This is a genomic window from Pseudomonas sp. Root401 (genome assembly GCF_001425105.1).
In the GTDB taxonomy this organism is placed as follows: domain Bacteria; phylum Pseudomonadota; class Gammaproteobacteria; order Pseudomonadales; family Pseudomonadaceae; genus Aquipseudomonas; species Aquipseudomonas brassicacearum.
The window spans coordinates 1-15,903 of sequence record NZ_LMDO01000038.1; the positions used below are offsets into that span (position 1 = coordinate 1).

Annotated in this window: 22 protein-coding genes and 1 pseudogene; 12 read left to right on the forward strand and 11 right to left on the reverse strand. The window is 56.5% G+C overall.

Annotation, left to right across the window (positions count from 1 at the left end; translation table 11 throughout):
* Positions 1–354: 354 nt before the first annotated feature.
* The 3 genes from ASC85_RS23650 to ASC85_RS31575 all read left to right on the forward strand — a co-directional run bounded on the left by ASC85_RS23650 (position 355) and on the right by ASC85_RS31575 (position 2,284).
* Positions 355–861: an AAA family ATPase gene (locus tag ASC85_RS23650; protein ID WP_057451611.1), complete on the forward strand. Its 507-nt coding sequence runs from the start codon at positions 355–357 to the stop codon at positions 859–861.
* Between the two features lie 63 nt (positions 862–924).
* Positions 925–1,362: a GNAT family N-acetyltransferase gene (locus ASC85_RS23655; protein ID WP_057451637.1), complete on the forward strand. Its 438-nt coding sequence runs from the start codon at positions 925–927 to the stop codon at positions 1,360–1,362.
* Positions 1,363–1,552: 190 nt separating this feature from the next.
* Positions 1,553–2,284, forward strand: coding sequence for a polyphenol oxidase family protein (locus ASC85_RS31575; protein WP_082534467.1), 732 nt, complete (start codon positions 1,553–1,555; stop codon positions 2,282–2,284).
* A 137-nt stretch (positions 2,285–2,421) separates the two neighbouring features.
* Here the strand turns inward: ASC85_RS31575 and ASC85_RS23660 are convergent, their stop codons facing one another.
* The 4 genes from ASC85_RS23660 to ASC85_RS23675 all read right to left on the reverse strand — a co-directional run bounded on the left by ASC85_RS23660 (position 2,422) and on the right by ASC85_RS23675 (position 4,482).
* Entirely contained in the window at positions 2,422–2,631 is a 210-nt protein-coding gene (locus ASC85_RS23660; RefSeq protein ID WP_003203789.1) for a hypothetical protein, read from the reverse strand.
* 198 nt (positions 2,632–2,829) lie between these two features.
* Positions 2,830–3,264: a hypothetical protein gene (locus ASC85_RS23665; protein ID WP_057451612.1), complete on the reverse strand. Its 435-nt coding sequence runs from the start codon at positions 3,262–3,264 to the stop codon at positions 2,830–2,832.
* A 115-nt stretch (positions 3,265–3,379) separates the two neighbouring features.
* Positions 3,380–3,595 (reverse strand): DUF6434 domain-containing protein, encoded by a 216-nt coding sequence (locus ASC85_RS23670; protein WP_057451613.1) that lies wholly within the window; start codon positions 3,593–3,595, stop codon positions 3,380–3,382.
* A 29-nt stretch (positions 3,596–3,624) separates the two neighbouring features.
* Positions 3,625–4,482: an AraC family transcriptional regulator gene (locus ASC85_RS23675; RefSeq protein WP_057451614.1), complete on the reverse strand. Its 858-nt coding sequence runs from the start codon at positions 4,480–4,482 to the stop codon at positions 3,625–3,627.
* Positions 4,483–4,773: 291 nt separating this feature from the next.
* Between ASC85_RS23675 and ASC85_RS23680 the strand changes: the two genes are divergently transcribed.
* The gene (locus tag ASC85_RS23680; RefSeq protein WP_057451615.1) at positions 4,774–4,986 is read left to right on the forward strand and encodes a hypothetical protein; all 213 of its coding nucleotides are present in this window, start codon (positions 4,774–4,776) and stop codon (positions 4,984–4,986) included.
* A 322-nt stretch (positions 4,987–5,308) separates the two neighbouring features.
* Here the strand turns inward: ASC85_RS23680 and ASC85_RS23685 are convergent, their stop codons facing one another.
* Both ASC85_RS23685 and ASC85_RS23690 read right to left on the reverse strand, forming a co-directional pair.
* Entirely contained in the window at positions 5,309–5,830 is a 522-nt protein-coding gene (locus ASC85_RS23685; RefSeq protein WP_057451616.1) for a GNAT family N-acetyltransferase, read from the reverse strand.
* Between the two features lie 13 nt (positions 5,831–5,843).
* Complete coding sequence (locus tag ASC85_RS23690; protein ID WP_057451617.1) at positions 5,844–6,725, reverse strand: LysR substrate-binding domain-containing protein; 882 nt, start codon at positions 6,723–6,725, stop codon at positions 5,844–5,846.
* A 106-nt stretch (positions 6,726–6,831) separates the two neighbouring features.
* On the opposite strand from ASC85_RS23690, the gene ASC85_RS23695 reads away from it, so the two are divergent.
* The 3 genes from ASC85_RS23695 to ASC85_RS23705 all read left to right on the forward strand — a co-directional run bounded on the left by ASC85_RS23695 (position 6,832) and on the right by ASC85_RS23705 (position 8,755).
* Positions 6,832–7,281, forward strand: coding sequence for a PACE efflux transporter (locus tag ASC85_RS23695; RefSeq protein ID WP_057451618.1), 450 nt, complete (start codon positions 6,832–6,834; stop codon positions 7,279–7,281).
* Between the two features lie 92 nt (positions 7,282–7,373).
* Positions 7,374–7,874 (forward strand): DUF4765 family protein, encoded by a 501-nt coding sequence (locus ASC85_RS33955; RefSeq protein ID WP_057451619.1) that lies wholly within the window; start codon positions 7,374–7,376, stop codon positions 7,872–7,874.
* Positions 7,875–8,077: 203 nt separating this feature from the next.
* Positions 8,078–8,755: a PDZ domain-containing protein gene (locus ASC85_RS23705; protein ID WP_236712399.1), complete on the forward strand. Its 678-nt coding sequence runs from the start codon at positions 8,078–8,080 to the stop codon at positions 8,753–8,755.
* Positions 8,756–8,812: 57 nt separating this feature from the next.
* Here ASC85_RS23705 and ASC85_RS23710 read toward each other — a convergent pair.
* Positions 8,813–9,180: pseudogene (locus tag ASC85_RS23710) on the reverse strand (phosphotransferase); the annotation flags it as partial.
* 169 nt (positions 9,181–9,349) lie between these two features.
* Here ASC85_RS23710 and ASC85_RS32665 point away from each other — a divergent pair.
* On the forward strand, positions 9,350–9,502 hold the full coding sequence (locus tag ASC85_RS32665) for a hypothetical protein (protein WP_164488496.1): 153 nt from the start codon (positions 9,350–9,352) through the stop codon (positions 9,500–9,502).
* Positions 9,503–9,602: 100 nt separating this feature from the next.
* Here ASC85_RS32665 and ASC85_RS23715 read toward each other — a convergent pair whose 3' ends face one another.
* Positions 9,603–10,031, reverse strand: coding sequence for a DUF2628 domain-containing protein (locus ASC85_RS23715; RefSeq protein ID WP_057451621.1), 429 nt, complete (start codon positions 10,029–10,031; stop codon positions 9,603–9,605).
* Between the two features lie 237 nt (positions 10,032–10,268).
* Entirely contained in the window at positions 10,269–11,183 is a 915-nt protein-coding gene (locus tag ASC85_RS23720; protein ID WP_057451622.1) for a LysR family transcriptional regulator, read from the reverse strand.
* Between the two features lie 233 nt (positions 11,184–11,416).
* Here ASC85_RS23720 and ASC85_RS23725 point away from each other — a divergent pair, with 233 nt between their 5' ends.
* The 3 genes from ASC85_RS23725 (at position 11,417) to ASC85_RS23735 (ending at position 13,290) form a co-directional block, all read left to right on the forward strand.
* Complete coding sequence (locus ASC85_RS23725; protein WP_057451623.1) at positions 11,417–12,181, forward strand: sulfite exporter TauE/SafE family protein; 765 nt, start codon at positions 11,417–11,419, stop codon at positions 12,179–12,181.
* A gap of 93 nt (positions 12,182–12,274) precedes the next feature.
* Positions 12,275–12,985, forward strand: a complete 711-nt coding sequence (locus ASC85_RS23730; RefSeq protein WP_057451624.1) for an AzlC family ABC transporter permease — start codon at positions 12,275–12,277, stop codon at positions 12,983–12,985.
* Positions 12,982–13,290, forward strand: coding sequence for an AzlD family protein (locus ASC85_RS23735; protein ID WP_039012655.1), 309 nt, complete (start codon positions 12,982–12,984; stop codon positions 13,288–13,290). The genes ASC85_RS23730 and ASC85_RS23735 overlap by 4 nt, the downstream gene beginning before the upstream one ends.
* A gap of 53 nt (positions 13,291–13,343) precedes the next feature.
* On the opposite strand, the gene ASC85_RS23740 is transcribed toward ASC85_RS23735, so the two are convergent.
* Positions 13,344–13,550, reverse strand: coding sequence for a hypothetical protein (locus ASC85_RS23740; protein ID WP_039012654.1), 207 nt, complete (start codon positions 13,548–13,550; stop codon positions 13,344–13,346).
* 232 nt (positions 13,551–13,782) lie between these two features.
* Positions 13,783–14,994: an MFS transporter gene (locus ASC85_RS23745; RefSeq protein WP_057451625.1), complete on the reverse strand. Its 1,212-nt coding sequence runs from the start codon at positions 14,992–14,994 to the stop codon at positions 13,783–13,785.
* A gap of 129 nt (positions 14,995–15,123) precedes the next feature.
* Here ASC85_RS23745 and ASC85_RS23750 point away from each other — a divergent pair, with 129 nt between their 5' ends.
* Positions 15,124–15,627, forward strand: a complete 504-nt coding sequence (locus ASC85_RS23750; protein ID WP_057451626.1) for an anti-virulence regulator CigR family protein — start codon at positions 15,124–15,126, stop codon at positions 15,625–15,627.
* Positions 15,628–15,903 lie beyond the last annotated feature (276 nt).

Genomic DNA, 15,903 nt, shown 5'->3' on the forward strand with positions numbered 1-15,903 from the left:
TAGTCCAGGGCATGATGGTTTTCCGGCGAAATTAGCTCGCTGGAAAGTGTCCACCATGTCCCCGCACACCCGTCAACCATGTGTCCGGTCCGTACACGCGCAAAGAAAAGCCCGACTGGGGAGGCCGGGCTAAAAGGGTTTCACTAGGAGCTGAGATAACCATAGGCGCTCGGCTGTGAAAGGGATGTGAAAGATTGCGTCCAGTACGAGTTTTAAAATCGTGGTCTGTCCCTGGTCTCATTAAAGAAATATTGATCCAGCTGCCGACGCGGCGAGCGAGCGGGATAGAGCAATCGCTGCCGCATAACTGGCTGCTGCCTACACTGGATTAGCTCACTAATCGAAGGACATGGAATGCTCATCGTCTTCAGCGGCCTTCCCGGCACCGGAAAAACGACTATCGCCAATGATCTTGCCGCTACGACAGGCGCCGTGTACCTGCGGATCGATACGATTGAACAGGCGATTCGAAACTCGGGTGCTCTTGCGCATGACGTAGGGCGCAGTGGTTACATGGTCGCCAATGAGCTTGCGCTGAGTAATCTTCGTTTGGGCCGCACAGTCATCGTTGATTGTGTCAATCCCGTCCTCGAAAGCCGAATCGCGTGGAGCGAAATCGCCTCACAGGCTGGTATTCGATTGGCAAATATCCAAGTGGTTTGTTCCGATAAAGATGAACATCAGCGCCGGGTCGAAACAAGGATGGTTGATGTTCCCGGGCTGACTCCACCCACTTGGCAGTCTGTACTGGATCATGAATATGAGCCGTGGGAGGAAGCTCCGTTTTGCATAGACACAGCCTTGACCTCTCCGGTGCAAGCGGTCTCGATGATCATCGACCGATTTTTGTCCAGTGAGTAGCATCCCTGCGCCGCTCGGATCCAAATGATGGGCGAGCCTATGCAATACCCAGTTGAGAACAACATGAAAGTGCGAAAAGCCTTACTAGCCGATGCAGAATCGGTATCCAAACTCCTAGGCCAGTTAGGCTACCAAGTCTCGAAAAAGCTAATCCGAGATAAGCTTGAGGCTTTAGAGCTTAGCGTTCGCGATACCGTGCTGCTGGCACAAGACGGTAAAAATATTGTCGGTGTCATAAGCTTGCACGTACTTGAGCTGTTTCATCAGCCGGGTAGGCTCGGACGCATAACTTCCCTTGTCATTGATGAAAATTTCCGAGGACAAGGAGTAGGGGCAATGCTTGTTTCCGCTGCTGACGCGTTTTTTACAGAGCAGCTTTGCGTCCGAGCTGAGGTGACTAGCAGTGATCATCGAATACAGGCTCACACTTTTTATCAACAGCACGGTTACGCGGTCGACGAGCGCCGGTTTGTCAAACGGTATGATTCTTCCGGGGCATAGTAGGTTTAAATTCGGCTAGCACGTCACCCTGACCAAAGAACGTCCTGCGAAGTCACCTTGCGCTCCCTGGCGCTAGACTTAAGCCCATAACTCCGTGGTATCTGCGCGGCGCGGGTATCTACGGGCTTGATCCGCCCTCCATGCCGAAGTTGCGTCGGTATCACGGATTCCCATCAATAGGATCTGCTTTATGACCTACCACGCCTCGTTGCTGCTCGATATCCCCGGCATAGATCATGGTTTCGAAACTTCTGGAAATTTAACGCTGCCGGAAGGAACACGTTACTGCACTCAGGCTCATGGTACGGTCATCATCGATGCTGACGTGGTAGGGCGGGGTGAACGCCCTGTCGCCGATGCACTGTTCTCAAGAGGAGTTCGGGATGCAGTAGCGGTCATCACTGCCGATTGCTTACCGGTGTTGGTGGCGTCGGTAGATCAACCATTTGTAGCGGCAATCCACGCCGGGTGGCAGGGGTTGAAAGCTGGCATCCTCGGCCATTCGTTAAGCCGGTTAGAGAAGGAAGGTGCTCCTCTCGCTGGATTGCGAATAGCAATAGGCCCCTCCATCGGCCCCTGTTGTTATGAGGTGAACAGGACGTTTGTCGAGCGTATTGAACATGCCGATAGCCATCTTTGGCAAAACGATTCTCCTCCGTGGACGGCCCACAGAGTGCCACCCGCGAATACGCCATGGGTCGAGCCCGAGGCCACACATAATGAAGCCTGGTTCGATCTACGAAAATATGCGTTGTATCACCTGGCGGGGAGTGGTGTAAGTCGTGAACAGGTCCAGGTGCTTGGACATTGTACTTATTGCTGCGGCGCTGATCTGGGCAGCTACCGGCGGAGGAGCCATCGAGCCGAACCTAAAACCTTCCAGTATTCTTGGATAAGACGTCAAGGGGAGCAGATTCGCTGAGGGTGGAATATCAGCATGAGGCAGAATGCTTGAGGTAGATAACGCGGACAGGGAACATACTTTGTGCAGAGAACGGCGGAAACGGCTTTCAAATAGCCTCGTCTCCATTCAAACCCAACATTGTACGGATACGGGGTCTAGAACTGGTGCAGCGCCACCATTATCGCAATCACCACAGCAGCAATTCCTAATCCCATCGTCCAGTTCGACTCGGGCGTATCCTTGAACCACATACCTTTACTCGGGTAGCGGCCCCAACTGATGAGCTTGACTATCGGCCAACCGATTGGATAAAAAATTGCCCGCGCCACAGGTTCGAGAACGAAGTCCACTAATATGTCCAGCATCGTAGCTCCACCTCGCGATCCTCGGTAAGCGTACCGCAAGGTAAGTGTCCGCCCAACACGCCTTGCGTGATGATCAGCTTCCCTAGGGAAGCAAGAAGTCTACCTCGTAGATACCCCGCCCCGCGCGGATGGTCACGGGGGGGGGTAACAGGCCTTACCTCCCATGCAAGCCAGTCATCTTCAAAATAACTTGCGTTTCTACAGAGAGTCGATCTGCGCTTGAAGTCGGATTGCCGACATTTCAAATGCTGTCTTTTCTAAGCTGACTGTTCCCAGAGGGTGTGGCGGGACAAGCCAAAATAGGTAGGTGATCCACTTCGAGTATGTTTCCCCAATTGCTGCGCGCAACTGGGGGTGCCTGCGGATCTCCTGATCCACGCTAGCGTTTCCTGACTCCATTTTGTCCTCAATGCATATTTTGGGGGCTTCAATGATTTTGGATTTGGAAAGCGCGACTTCGTAGCTGTTTGCTCCGTGCTTCTGTAATGCAGTATCAGCATTTGCTAGCGCTGTGGCCCCTATGATTTCGCATTCATATGCCCAGTTTTTTAGTGATGAAACAAACGTCGTCGTTTCTGAAGCGTAGGCCGGAGCAGACAAAGCGAGCAGCACGAGAGCGCTGAAAATTTTCAAGTGGATCCCTCCCCAAATAGAGCGCGAACTTTACCATTTGTGACGCATAATCCTGCCACACACATGGGCGCCCATTTGAACATCCAGAGTGTTGGGCCTGATGCCCGTGGGATGTTCAGTGGATATCGCGATTGCGCTGCAGCCACTCATCGACGGCTTCGCCGAGCGTTTTCGGTACGCCATTACGTATCCAGGCCATAAAGCCTCTATCAAATTTAAAGTTCGCGCCGCAGTGCTCGACCATGAATCTGCGGACGTTTTGGGTGTTTCGGTAATTCTTGCAAATTGTCGTGTTTCTTGTGAGCTGATCACTGTGCCAATTGAAACTCATGGGGCGGGCTCCATGCTTAGTGGTCTGATTTATACATTCATGGCATGGGATGCTTGGCGTCTGGCAAGCGGTATCCACACGTCCACGTAACCCTTCCCTCGGGAGGGTGCGAAATCAGGACTGTACTGTTCGAACTCAGGCGCGTCGGCAAGCTCATATTCGGACTCAGGCAACCAGTGATTGAAAATGGTGAAGAACGTCTGATGGATCGTCGAGATATGGCCTTGGTGCCGAAACACGACATAGTTTTGCTGCGGCACCCTGAAATACCGAAAAGCCGGGGGAACACCTTCGACGCAGGACACCTCTGTGCCGGCAATGTACTCAAAACTACCATCCGGTTCAGGATTACAGCACAGGCCATAGCTCCAGTTGTTTATCTGATTGGGTACCTGTCCCAGATAGGGGGAGAACGCTTGCCACAAGCCGACGATGCCTTCGTTCTTATCGAAGGTAAAACGATCCCCCAGACCCGCGATGAAAAACGCTGTCCTAGTTTCAAAGCGAGGTTCAGAGAGTGTTATGAGCACCCTTTCTTTCATGCGTAAAGGCTCCACCAACGAGAGATGTTCATCCTCGTGCCCACGCACCTGCTTTGGAGTGAACCCAAACAGATCGCAGAAGGCGCGCGTAAAAGCTTCATGGGAGCCGTAGCCAGCATCCAGCGCTACTTGCAGGATATCCGGCGCACCTTGACGCAAGGTCAATGCCGCTTGGCTCAAACGCCGTGCGCGGATGTAACGCATCACCGACCAGCCCGTCGACAGCGCAAACAAACGGGCCAAGGCAAAAGGAGACAGGTTGCAATGGCGTGCTACACGTCCTAGATCGAGTTGGGATCCCAGCTCCAGCTCGATGTACCACAGGGCCCTTTCGATACTCAGCATGACGAATCTCCATGAATGCTGAAGCGACGTTATCAAATGGATGGGGGCAACATTTGATCGTTCTTGCGGTTTCTGCTTTCCACGCCAGAGCAAATGAAAGTTCTCCACTTCTCGTCACTATGGCTTATGAGGGCTCAACCGTGTGCTGCGAGCGCCATTGCCGCTCAAGGCTGGCTTAGAAATGAATTTACCGGCGGTCCGACCTTTTGGAATTACTGTCACCCGGGGGACTCCACTCATAGAGAAATATGTATTTCTCAATTGCGGTGAACACCGCTCGAGGTAAATGGAATGACGTCGTTCGAAGAATTCAGGGCCACATCCCATGAGCTTCTCAAAGAGCTGGACGCTGCGACGATAAAAATGATGATGCTGGTTTCTGCGAAAGAGGTATCCGGTCCATTTTGGGAGGATGCTGCCCAGCGGCATCATGATGCTGTAGATGCATGGCACTCCTTTCTCAATATCCCTACGGACTTTGCTGCGAATTCGCCTCTTCCCTAAGGGGGCGGAAGGAAAGGGTGGGGCGATTTCCTCTGTTCTTCCGCGCTGAAGACGTCACGGGGGAGCAGTTATGCTCGGACAGCCACAGATTCAAAAAAACGGAGGCAGATCACGTTTATGAGACGGATCTATCACCGATGAGCCTAGAGTCGGGGTTCCCAGCTTTTCGATTCGTCCTTCAGCACGATCCGGTGAGCTTTGTGCACAGCCGGTCGAGGATCGCGTGCTCAAGGTCGGATCACCGTACGTGTCCGGTAAGCCATCTGGTTTTTTCCGCGTTGTGGTTATGACAACCAACCGACAGGGAGGTCATCGAATATGCCTATCGGGAAAGTTCGCATGCCATTGCTACCATCCCAATTTCAACTCGGTCAGTCTTGAAAGGGATTTCACCGATTTCTTGGAAACCGAAACCTTCATAGAATCGCCGCGCATTTGAGTTGGTCTTGAGTACGTCAAGCCACAGCAAGCGTTCTCCGCGCTCTATCGCTCGGCGGCAAATGAAGTGCAGGAGTTGTTTCCCATATCCTCGTCCTGCTTCGGACTTGATAAAGTAGATTTTTTGAATCTCCGCGCCCAATTCGCCCGTTAAAGGCGCAGGCGTTGACCAGTTAACTTTGGAAAAGCCGACGACCCTACCGCTTTCATCTGAGGCTATAAGCCACAAATGGCAAGCGGGGGATTCGAGTGATTTGCCGAGCGAGGTAGGAGAAAAATCTTGATTAAGGAAGTCCTGCATGCCAGAGACAGACCAGATGTCCGAAAAGTGCTCTTGGTAGGTTTCACAGCCGATTTCACGTAGAACATCCAGGTCGGCTTTAGTTGCTTCGCGAATATTAATCACATTTCTCACCAGTTTATTTGTCAGGCTCCAACAACCATTCACTAAAAGCCCGTACCTCCATTTGCCGCTCCCGCCCCGGCACACACACCACCGTATACCGCGCACCCGCCAAACGAACCTCAGGGCGATATTCAACCAGCTCCCCACGCGCAACAGCCTCAGTAACCAGCACATTGCTGGCGAGTACCAGCCCGTGCCCGGCGATCGCCGCCTGCAGGGCATGCTGCTCCTCGTCATAACGCCGGAAACGCGCGTTCTCCAGCCAGCCCAGGGTGCCGGCCTTGGCGCACCACGCAGGCCAGTCGACTGCCACCTTTGCACTGCTCAGCCACGGCACGTCGATCAGTTCGACGGGCGCGCCCGCTGCGGGCGGTTGCCAGCCGGGGCGGCAATAAACGCCAAAGTACTCATCCAGCAAAGGCTGTTCGAACAGCTGTGGGTCAGGCGTGAAGAGGGCGCGGATCGCCAGGTCGATGCTGGCGTCACGCTGCAGGTCGACCACCTCGTTGCTGGTATGCAGCCTGATGTCGATCTCCGGGTACAACCGATGAAAATCCCCGAGCCGAGGGATCAGCCACAGGCTGGCGAACGCCGGCGTCGTGCTCACCACCAAGGACTGGGCAGCACAAGGCGGCGACAGCACCTGCAGGCCATGTTGGATATCAAGCAGGGCGCGGTGCATGAACGGCTGAAGGCGCTCGCCGTCGGCGCTCAGGCGTACGTTTTGGCTGGAGCGTTCGAACAGGCGCACGCCAAGGAAGGCTTCAAGGCTTTTGACCTGATGGGAGATCGCCGCCGGGCTGACGTTCAGTTCCTGGGCCGCTGCCTTGAAGCTGCCCAGCCGTGCAGCGGACTCGAAGCCGCGCAAGGCGGTGAGGGGCAGTTTGGCGAACATGGGTGGGTAGGTTACTCAGGTTGAGCGTGGCTCAATTTAGCTCAATTGTGCGCGGGTGCTCAACTTGCCAGGCTGTGGTCTCCCACCTCACTCCAGGAGCCCAGCGATGCAAGGCACGCCCCGTAAAATCCTTCAGGCCATCCTCTACGAAGCCGGCGGCGTGCTGTTCGTGGCCCCGGCGCTGGCGCTGACCTACGACCAGGGCATGGGCTATTCAACCCTGCTGTCGCTGGTGATTTCCGCCGTCGCGCTGGCCTGGAACATGCTTTTCAACGGCCTGTTCGAGTGGTGGGAACGTCGCCAACGCAGCCGCCATCGCAATTGGCAGCGACGACTGCTGCATTCCCTGGGGTTTGAAGGCGGCTTGACGCTGATCCTTACCCCTGTGATTGGAGCGTGGTTGGGCATCAGCCTGTGGCTGGCGCTGGTGACTAACTTGGGGCTGTTTGTGTTCTTCTTTTTTTATTCGCTGGTTTTTCAATGGCTGTTTGATCGAGTGTTTGATGTTCCGCTTTCGGCGCAGGCCGATCAGGGTTCTGTATCCAACGCCCGTTGAGTCAGTTGCACTTCGGGAAAGTCCGATGTCTTCCTATACTCATCGTTCAGGTCCCGGGCATTCACCGGTGCCATCATGGACGAGGAAATAACATGGCTTCCACCAGTAGGACACTCGCTCCGCAAGATGAAAGCGCGATAGCTGGTGCTTTAGAGGGGATCGTCACGAAGACCGATGTCGTTGCCGAGGCGCTAAGGAGTGGCAATCACAAAGATGTAGTGCTGGTTCGGGGAGGGAGCGCTACAGGTTGCGCAGCGGCAGTCAATGCCTCTAGTGCCGGAGGGGAACCGGCGAATGTGAATTGTGGAGCGCCAACCCTACAACAAATGATCAGTCAGGTGGGTGGCTCTCAGCCAGGTATACCGCAGGAGAAGCTACCAGAGTTCACCTCCGTTCCTGCCAACGCCACAAAATGGGCGAGACGTGGAGGATGGCTAGTGGTGAAGATCAATACGAGATATCTCATCGCCGGAGACGCTGGGGAGAGTGGCTGGATTTGCCTGAAAAACGCACCGTTGGTCTTCGCGCAATTCCTTCCGCACCCTGAGCCCTTAACGGCGGAGGAAGGAAAGGCCTTTCTTAATGCGGATTAACGCAGTAGCCAGAGAGTCAGTGCGCGCAGGCGGCGCAGTGATCATCCAAGCCGTCAGCGAGCGTTTACTCCGTTCCCAATAGCCTGCGCCCAGTTTTCCTGGTGTCTGGCTGTGGAGAGATGTGGAGTGTGGATTGGACAGACGCATGGCAAAACAGTAGCGTTCAACCTTCCAACTCAAAAACTCCAACATCAGGGATGGCCATGTCACTCAGACTCGTTTCGCTAATGGCAGCATCCTCCTCGTTGCTTGTGGGTTGTATCTTTCTTCCCATGGGGGAAGAAGAAAAGGCGAGGTACGCCGAATATCATCGCACTACCGAGTCTCCGGCAACCTACGAGGCCATGGATTGCGATACGTTGTTGATTACTCAAAAAAGCTATGACCAGAATCCCACGCCGCGTACGGAAAAAATCAGGCAAGTGATTCACCAGGTGGTCACTCAGCGAGACTGTTCCCGCAGCAGCGCATCCAGCCCAAGCGTTGCCCCAAGTCCTGTTTCCCCCACAACGTCCGCCCCGGCGCCGATACCTGCCAAAAGTATTGCGGCTCCCATGCCTGTTGCGGCTGGGCATCTCGGGGCCCACATCGGCTCGGTCACGCCTGCTGTTGCGAAGAGCTTCGGTTTACCGTCCGAGAAAGGGGTGCTGGTGTTTGGACCGGAGGCAGGCGCTGATATAGAGAAAATGGAGCTCTTGGCGGGGGATGTCATTTTGGAGATCGCTGGCGCGGCTGTGAACAGTCCTGCCGAGGTCACAGCCATCATCGGCCGCATGACGCCTGGGGACAGCGCCTTGATAAAGGTCTGGCGCTATCGGGCTGTGACTGACGTTCGGGTCATTGTTTCTGATGAAAGTAGTGCCGCCGCCCGCCCTTTGTGATCGACGTGACATTGCGCCCGGTTGTTACTGATCGTCAGTCACAACCAGGTGTCGGCGCTAGAAGAACTCATCCAGAAGCCGATAAAAATAAATACGATCCTGATCGGCTTCGAGCACTGCGTATCGCCGCAGAAACGGCGCTACCCATTGTTTTCCCAACTCCTCGGCAATGTCCCGAGTTGCCAGCGCCAGGTCCTGATATCGATCCGCGACATCCAGTCGACCGCAATCAATGAACCCCGTAAAACCACCGTTATCGACGATGATATTGGGCATGCACGCGTCGCCGTGGGTCACGACGAGATCTTGTTCGGCTGGTTGACGGTTTAGCAATCTTTCAAAGAGTAGGGCGGGTGCGAGTCCCCTGTGCTCTTCGTCCAATTCCTCCTGATCGACAAGCCGGCTTCCATTCGAACTCGGGCCTTGGCGGGGAAGGGTGTCATTGGTCGCCGACTCGTCTAGACCGGGGGTTTATGCCGGGCTAAGGGTTGCCACACAGATTGTTGGCGACTACCCTGAAAATGTTTGGATTGTTACGAGAAACTTCAGGCGTGGCGATTTTTGGTCAACCCACTTAAGGATGAGGTGAACACAATGTTTTCTCATGAAGGTACGGCAATAGAGGTGTTGCTCTTCATTTTTGGCTTTGCCGGGTTTGCCCTGGCACTGTGGTTTGTTCATGCCTATTTCGAGCGAAAGGCTGAAAGTGGTGTAAAAAAACAACATTCCGGTCGTCGGGGCAGTTGAGCATCGGCTGATGCTGCTCCCCAAGAATTTTCAACCCTCAGAAACAACAAGCCCGCACACTCATGATGAGGTGCGGGCTCTTGATGACCCAAGCCTGCAATCAGAGACGCATGCCTTTGAACGGGTTCCAGCCTTGCTCGCCTTTCACTTCCTTGAGGTAGTAGGCGTAGTTGGCCATGAGTGCGTACATCATCGACAGGGCAATGCTCAGGCCGGTACTCAACGGCCGGGGAAACTCCATGCCGATGATTGCGAAAATCACGCTCAATGCGATATTGATCGCCAGGAAAATACCCAGCAGGGCGAGGTTTTTCTTCCAGAGGCCGAGGACGAACAGGTAGATAGGGCCGAAGAAAAACGCAATCACGTTGGCGTTGATGAGGATTTTCTTCTTGACGCCAGGCAGCGTCTTGACGGCTTCCTTGTAGCGCGGGTCGTTGGGTGCACCATAGGTTTCAAAGAAGTCAAAGCGTTCCTGCCACTTGGCGCTGTATTTACCCGCGCTTTGTACTTGTTCAGTTGTGCTCATTTTGCAAGGCTCCTGCTTTCCATTAGTAATTTTTCTTTCTTCCAAGAAATCCTGTGCTCTGTTTCTAGCGCATTGATTGCTTTGATCTTTGACGAAGGGCGCGAGTGAATCGCCTGGGGTGTTTATTTTGCCGTTTTATGGCTATTGGTGTGGAACATTCCGCACTGGCCACTTGAGCGCTCGCCTGGTCTGTGACGTGCTTCACTCTATTTTTTCAACGGGGGCGCCGGCCGACCTTCAGGAGCGGCTGACGCTGTCACCGTAGACACGGATCATGTCCAGCAGGTTCTTGACCCGCAACGGCAGGTTGCCGGCTGGATAGACCGCATGCATGCGCGGGTCTTCACCCGTGCTGGAGGTCAGCTTGTACTCGGGGAACACTCGCGCCAGGCGTCCCGCCGCCACTTCCGGCTCCGCCAGCCAGTCGGCCAGGCGGGCAATCCCGGCACCGGCCAGCGCAGCCTGGAACACCGCCGCGCCGGAACTGAAGCGAAACTTGGGGTGCACGCGAAAGCTGCCGGCCTGGCCCGGCCCACGAAAATTCCATTCCTTGAGAATCCGCGGCGCCGTGTGCAGGATCAATGCGTGCTGTTCCAGCGCCTCGATGGACGCCGGCAGCCCGCATCGCTCCAGGTAGCCAGGGCTGGCGTAGAGGTAGCGCGAATAGCTCCACAGCGGGTAGCCAATCAGGTCGCTGGATTGTGGAAAGGCGCCGCGAATCGAAAAGTCCAGCTTGCCCTTGACCGGATCGACCGCCGCATCGGTGAAGATCACATCCACGCTGACATCGGGATAACGCTGGCTGTACTGAGCGATCAACCCGGGGACCACCGTGTGGGCCAAGGATTGCGGTGCGGAAAAGCGGATCCAGCCGGTGGCCAGGCCGCTGAGCCCGGCCAGGTCCTCGTCCGCCTCACGTTGCAGATCGAGCATTCTGTAGGCGTGGGGCAGTAGCCGCTCGCCGGCCTCGGTCAGCGTCACGGCATTGGCCGAGCGATTGAACAGCTTGACCCCACTGCGTTCTTCCAGCCCTTGAATGGCGCGGGTCAGCGAGCTGGGGGAGCGCCCCAGGCTGCGGGCTGCGACGACAAAGCTGCGCTTGCGGGCCACCGTCGCAAAGGCTTCAAGATCAGCCAACATATCCAGTGCCACCGGCTACCTCATTGCACTTTTCACAATATGACATTGCAACACAAAAAAGCCCCTTCCGTTAGCCTTCCCGCTTTCACCACAAGGACGTAGCTAAACAAGAGCGATGGATATGCCGACGCTGGATGAAACTCTCAGAAAAGCTACCGCCCTTGCGGGCGAAGCGACCCACGAATGGCGGGCGCCAAAAGTCCCCATCTCGACCACCCACCCCTTTATCGCCAGAGCCTGATTCAATGTTCGATATCGTCCTGCTATGTGTCTTCGCCTTCGCCGCCGGCCTGATCGATGCGGCCGTCGGCGGCGGCGGCCTGATCCAGATCCCGGCACTGTTCAATGTGCTGCCCAGCGCCCAGCCCGCAGCGCTGCTCGGCACCAACAAGGTCGCGGCGGCCTGCGGCACGGCCTTCGCTGCGCGCTCGTTCGTGCGCAAGGTGGTGATCGACTGGAGCCTGGTGGTTCCTGCCGCTGGCGCGGCCTTTGTCATGGCCTTCGCTGGCGCGGCGACGGTATCGATCGTGCCGCAGGCACTGATGCGCCCGGCGGTGTTGGTGCTAATCGTGCTGATGGCGATCTACACCTTCTGGAAAAAGGACTTCGGCAGCCTTCACAAGCCCATGCGCATCGGCACCAAGGAGAAGCTGCTGGCGGTACTGGTCGGTGGCGCCATCGGTTTCTACGACGGTTTGTTCGGACCGGGCACCGGCAGCTTCCTGATCTTCCTGTTCATTCGCTGCTTCGCCTTCGACTTCCTGCACGCCTCGGCGTCGGCCAAGCTGGTGAATATCGCCACCAATGTCGCGGCGCTGCTGTTCTTCATCCCGAGCGGCAACGTGCTCTACTTGGTAGCGCTGCCGATGGCGCTGTTCAATATCTTTGGCGCGCTGACCGGCACCTGGCTGGCGGTGCGCAAGGGAGTGCCCTTTGTCCGCGCGCTGTTCCTGGTGCTGCTGGTGATCCTGATCAGCAAGCTGTCCTATGACCTGATCTCGGCGGGTTGAGTTGCCCATTGCCCTGCCAAAAAGTGTTCGGCAAGCAGATTCAGCCCCATACTCTCGGTTTTTGCATCGCAGATATTCAGAAGAGGCCCTGTTTTGTCGAATGTTGAACCCCACCTGCACGCGCTGACGTTGAATCACATCTACGACGGTTTCAAACAGCTGATCCCCATCTCTCTTTTCGTCGTCGTGTTCGGTGTTGCTTTCGGCCTGGCGGCTGCGCAAACGGGCTTGAGTGATACGTCAGCGGTGCTCATGAGCACGCTGGTTTTTGCCGGCGCTTCTCAATTCGCCGCACTGGATCTGTGGGGGCAGCAAGTGCCGGTCGTTCCGCTGATGATCACCGTCTTCGCCATCAACGCCCGGCACTTATTGATGGGCGCGACGCTTTACCCGTGGTTGCGGGAGCTGCCCGTTGCCAAACGCTACGGTGTCATGCTGGTTGTTTCGGACGCGAACTGGGCCATGGCGATGCAGGCGTTCAGTCGTGGCAAGCCGGGGCTCGGGCTTTTATTCGGCGGCGGCATTGCACTTTGGGCCGCGTGGATCCTGGGCAGCTGGCTGGGGCTTCATTTTGGCAGTGCCATTGAGAACCCGGTCAGTTTCGGGCTCGATATGGTGATGGGCTGTTTCTTGTTGGCGATGGTCGTGGGCGGGAAGAAAAACCTGCGCATGTTCATCATCTGGACCGTGGCGGCCTGCTCATCGCTGTTGGCTTACTGGTACTTGCCAGCGAACAGTCATGTCGTGGTCGGCGCTTTGGCGGGGGGCATCCTGGGCGCGCTGTGGATGGAGAAAAAACAATGAGTATTGAAACGGCGGGTTACGGCACGTTGATCGTCATATTGATCATGGCCGTCGTGACACTGGCGACTCGCTGGGGCGGTGTTTTCGTGATGTCGTTCGTGCCGATCAACTATCGGGTGCAGCAGTTCATCACAGCCATGTCCGGTTCGGTGTTGGTGGCGGTGTTGGCTCCGCTGGCGGTTAAAGGTGACAACGGCGCACGCCTGGCTTTGCTGACCACGGCAATCGTCATGCTGGCACTGAAAAAACCGTTGCCGGCAATTGCGGCCGGCATACTTGCTGCGGCTTTAGCCAGGCAGTTCTGAACGGTCGAGTCGCCCGCGAACAAGCGAGCGACGAAACCCCATCAACACCCAGGTCAAAAACTCAGCACCGCCGCTTCCCCAAACGAGTGATCCTGTGCCCCCGTCATAAAGTGCAGCGACATCTCCTGTGGCGCCTCGATGGGGGGAATTTCAAAACTCCCCACCACCTGTCCCTGAAGCGCACTCAGCCGCATCGACTCTTCTTCCTTTAACTTTGCCATTCTCGCGTGATTCGCTGCGATTTCGTTGAGAGTTGACACGGTACATCTCCGTTTGCTGACCAAGCATTGATTAATTTGCCGCCGCGTCAGAATTACGTCGTTCTTGGCTGCTGAGACAGGCCAGTGCAAACCCTGAGCCAGACGTGGCCGCTTGTTGGCCCCGACACTCGACAGGTGACGAATGGCGGGGCAGACGTGCATTGACGCCGGCAACGTTGCAACCATGCCTCAACAATAAGTCACTGATAATACAAACCGCCCCCCGATAGGGTCAGTCGGTCTCGGCGTTGTAGACGCTTGACCGGTATGTCGAATGCCTGTGCACCACAACCACTGCGGCTCCGATCAGGCTGGTGACAACCGCCAACAGCAGAATCACCTGCTGCGTTCCAACCGGCGCGGCCAGCACCGCGACCAACAGGCCCGCGAGCGGTTGCGACAGGTTGTTGAGCAGCGTGATGACGCCGACGGTCTTGCCGAAGTCCTGGGGCGGAATCACTTGCTGGCGGAGGGTGCGGAAGTAGACGTTGAACATTTTGTCGAAGCCGACAATCAGCAAGAAGCCGACGACGTAGCCCCCTGTGTTCGGGCTGAGCGCGGTGATGAAGGCGCCGACGGCAATCAGTGTGTAGGAGAGAGCGCCCAGTAGTTTCAAGGGCAAGGTCAGCCGGGCCAGGAGGAACAGGATGAGGATGGTGGTCACGGCACCGGCTGCCTGTAACCCTGCGTAGTCATCCTTGCCGGCGCCGTAATGGCCGATGATCATGGCCGCTGAGGTGGCTAGGGTGACGCCGATGATCAGGTTGACGCCCACCGCCAGGCTGATGATCCTTTTCAGTTCCGCCAGGTTGCGAATGTGGCCGAAGGCAATGCGCAGCGGGTTCAGCCAGAGGTCGTGATGTTGCTCGAAGGTTTCCAGGGTGACCGAACTGATGCGCTGCCAATACAGCATCGCCAGATCGGCCAGCAGAAACAGCCCGGCAACCGCCAGCACCACCCAGTGCCACGCCCACACCTCAAGCAGCAGCGCAGCGATCAGCGGGCCCAGCACCAAGCCGGTCTGGTCGGCGATTTGCGAGTAGGACAGGGTCTTGGTGTAGGTGTAGTGCTTGAAGATGTACGGCATCACCACTTCGCGGGCCATGATGCCCTGGGTGGTCAGCACACCGCACAGGGCCGAGAGCGCGACGATCCAATAGATCCCGCCGAAGACACCATAGAGCACGACCGCCACGCCGCAGGCGACGGCGCGATAGACCTGGCTGATGTGCAGGATGCGAATCGGCGAGAACTTGTCGCACAGCGCGCCGCAGATCGGGAACGCCAGGTAGCGTGGCAAGGACTCGACGAAGAACGCCAGGCCTGCCCAGGCGACGCTGTTGGTGGTCTGGAAAACAATCAGCGGGACGATGAACAGCAATATCTGGTCGGCCAACCGGGAGAGGAACATCGAGACGAAAAAAGCCAGGTAATCCTTGCGCATTAAACTCCTTGATTGCTGTGTTCAGGTGTTATCCGGTCCAGGCAAGCGGCACGCAGCGTGATATGGAACTAATATCACCGTTAGTCTCTATATCTTTACAGGGGTCATCCCTTTTATGAGAGAACTGCCATGTTCAAATCGCGCTCGTTGATTGCTGCAGTGACCTGTTTCGCCCTGGCGGCTGGCCCTGGCATTGTTGTCGCGGACCCGGGCAACGGCAAGGGAAATTCTCAATTCGATCAAGGTCCCGGTCAAGGGCAGGGAGGCAAAGGCGGGCAGGGCAACAAGGGCGGTCAAGGAAATCCCGGCAATAAGGGAGGCAAAGGCAACCAAGGCGGTGGCGGCGGCGATTGGCATAACGGCCCGAGCCTCGACCGCAGCGGCATCCTCGGTGTGATCGGCGGCTATCGCGATTACTGGAGCCCCGGCCCGGCGCTGCCGCCAGGCATCCAGAACAATCTTGCACGGGGCAAGCCGTTGCCACCCGGTATCGCCAAGAAACTTGATGGGCGACTGCTGGGACGGTTACCGCACTATGACGGTTATGAGTGGCAACAAGTCGGCACGGACCTGATCCTGGTGGCGATCGCCACTGGCATCATCTATGAAGTGCTCAATGGCGCGTTCGACTAAGTCGGAGTGGTGCCAATCAGTTAAGCAATACACCTGTGGGAGCAAGCTCGCTCCCACAAGTGGATCGGAGTACGACCGGGGGAGCCAGGCCGGCCGCAAGGCCGCCTCGCGAGCAAGCTTTGCTCCCACAGATCGGATGGCCCTTCGCGGCGGGCCCACGGAGCAATGCCTTCGTTCAGGCACACCGAGCCTAGGCGAGGTGCCGAGTGGTGGGGCAGAAGCGCTTTGGTTACTTTCGACTGGGCCGGCTTCCGGGCTTTTCGAAAGTGACCCGCC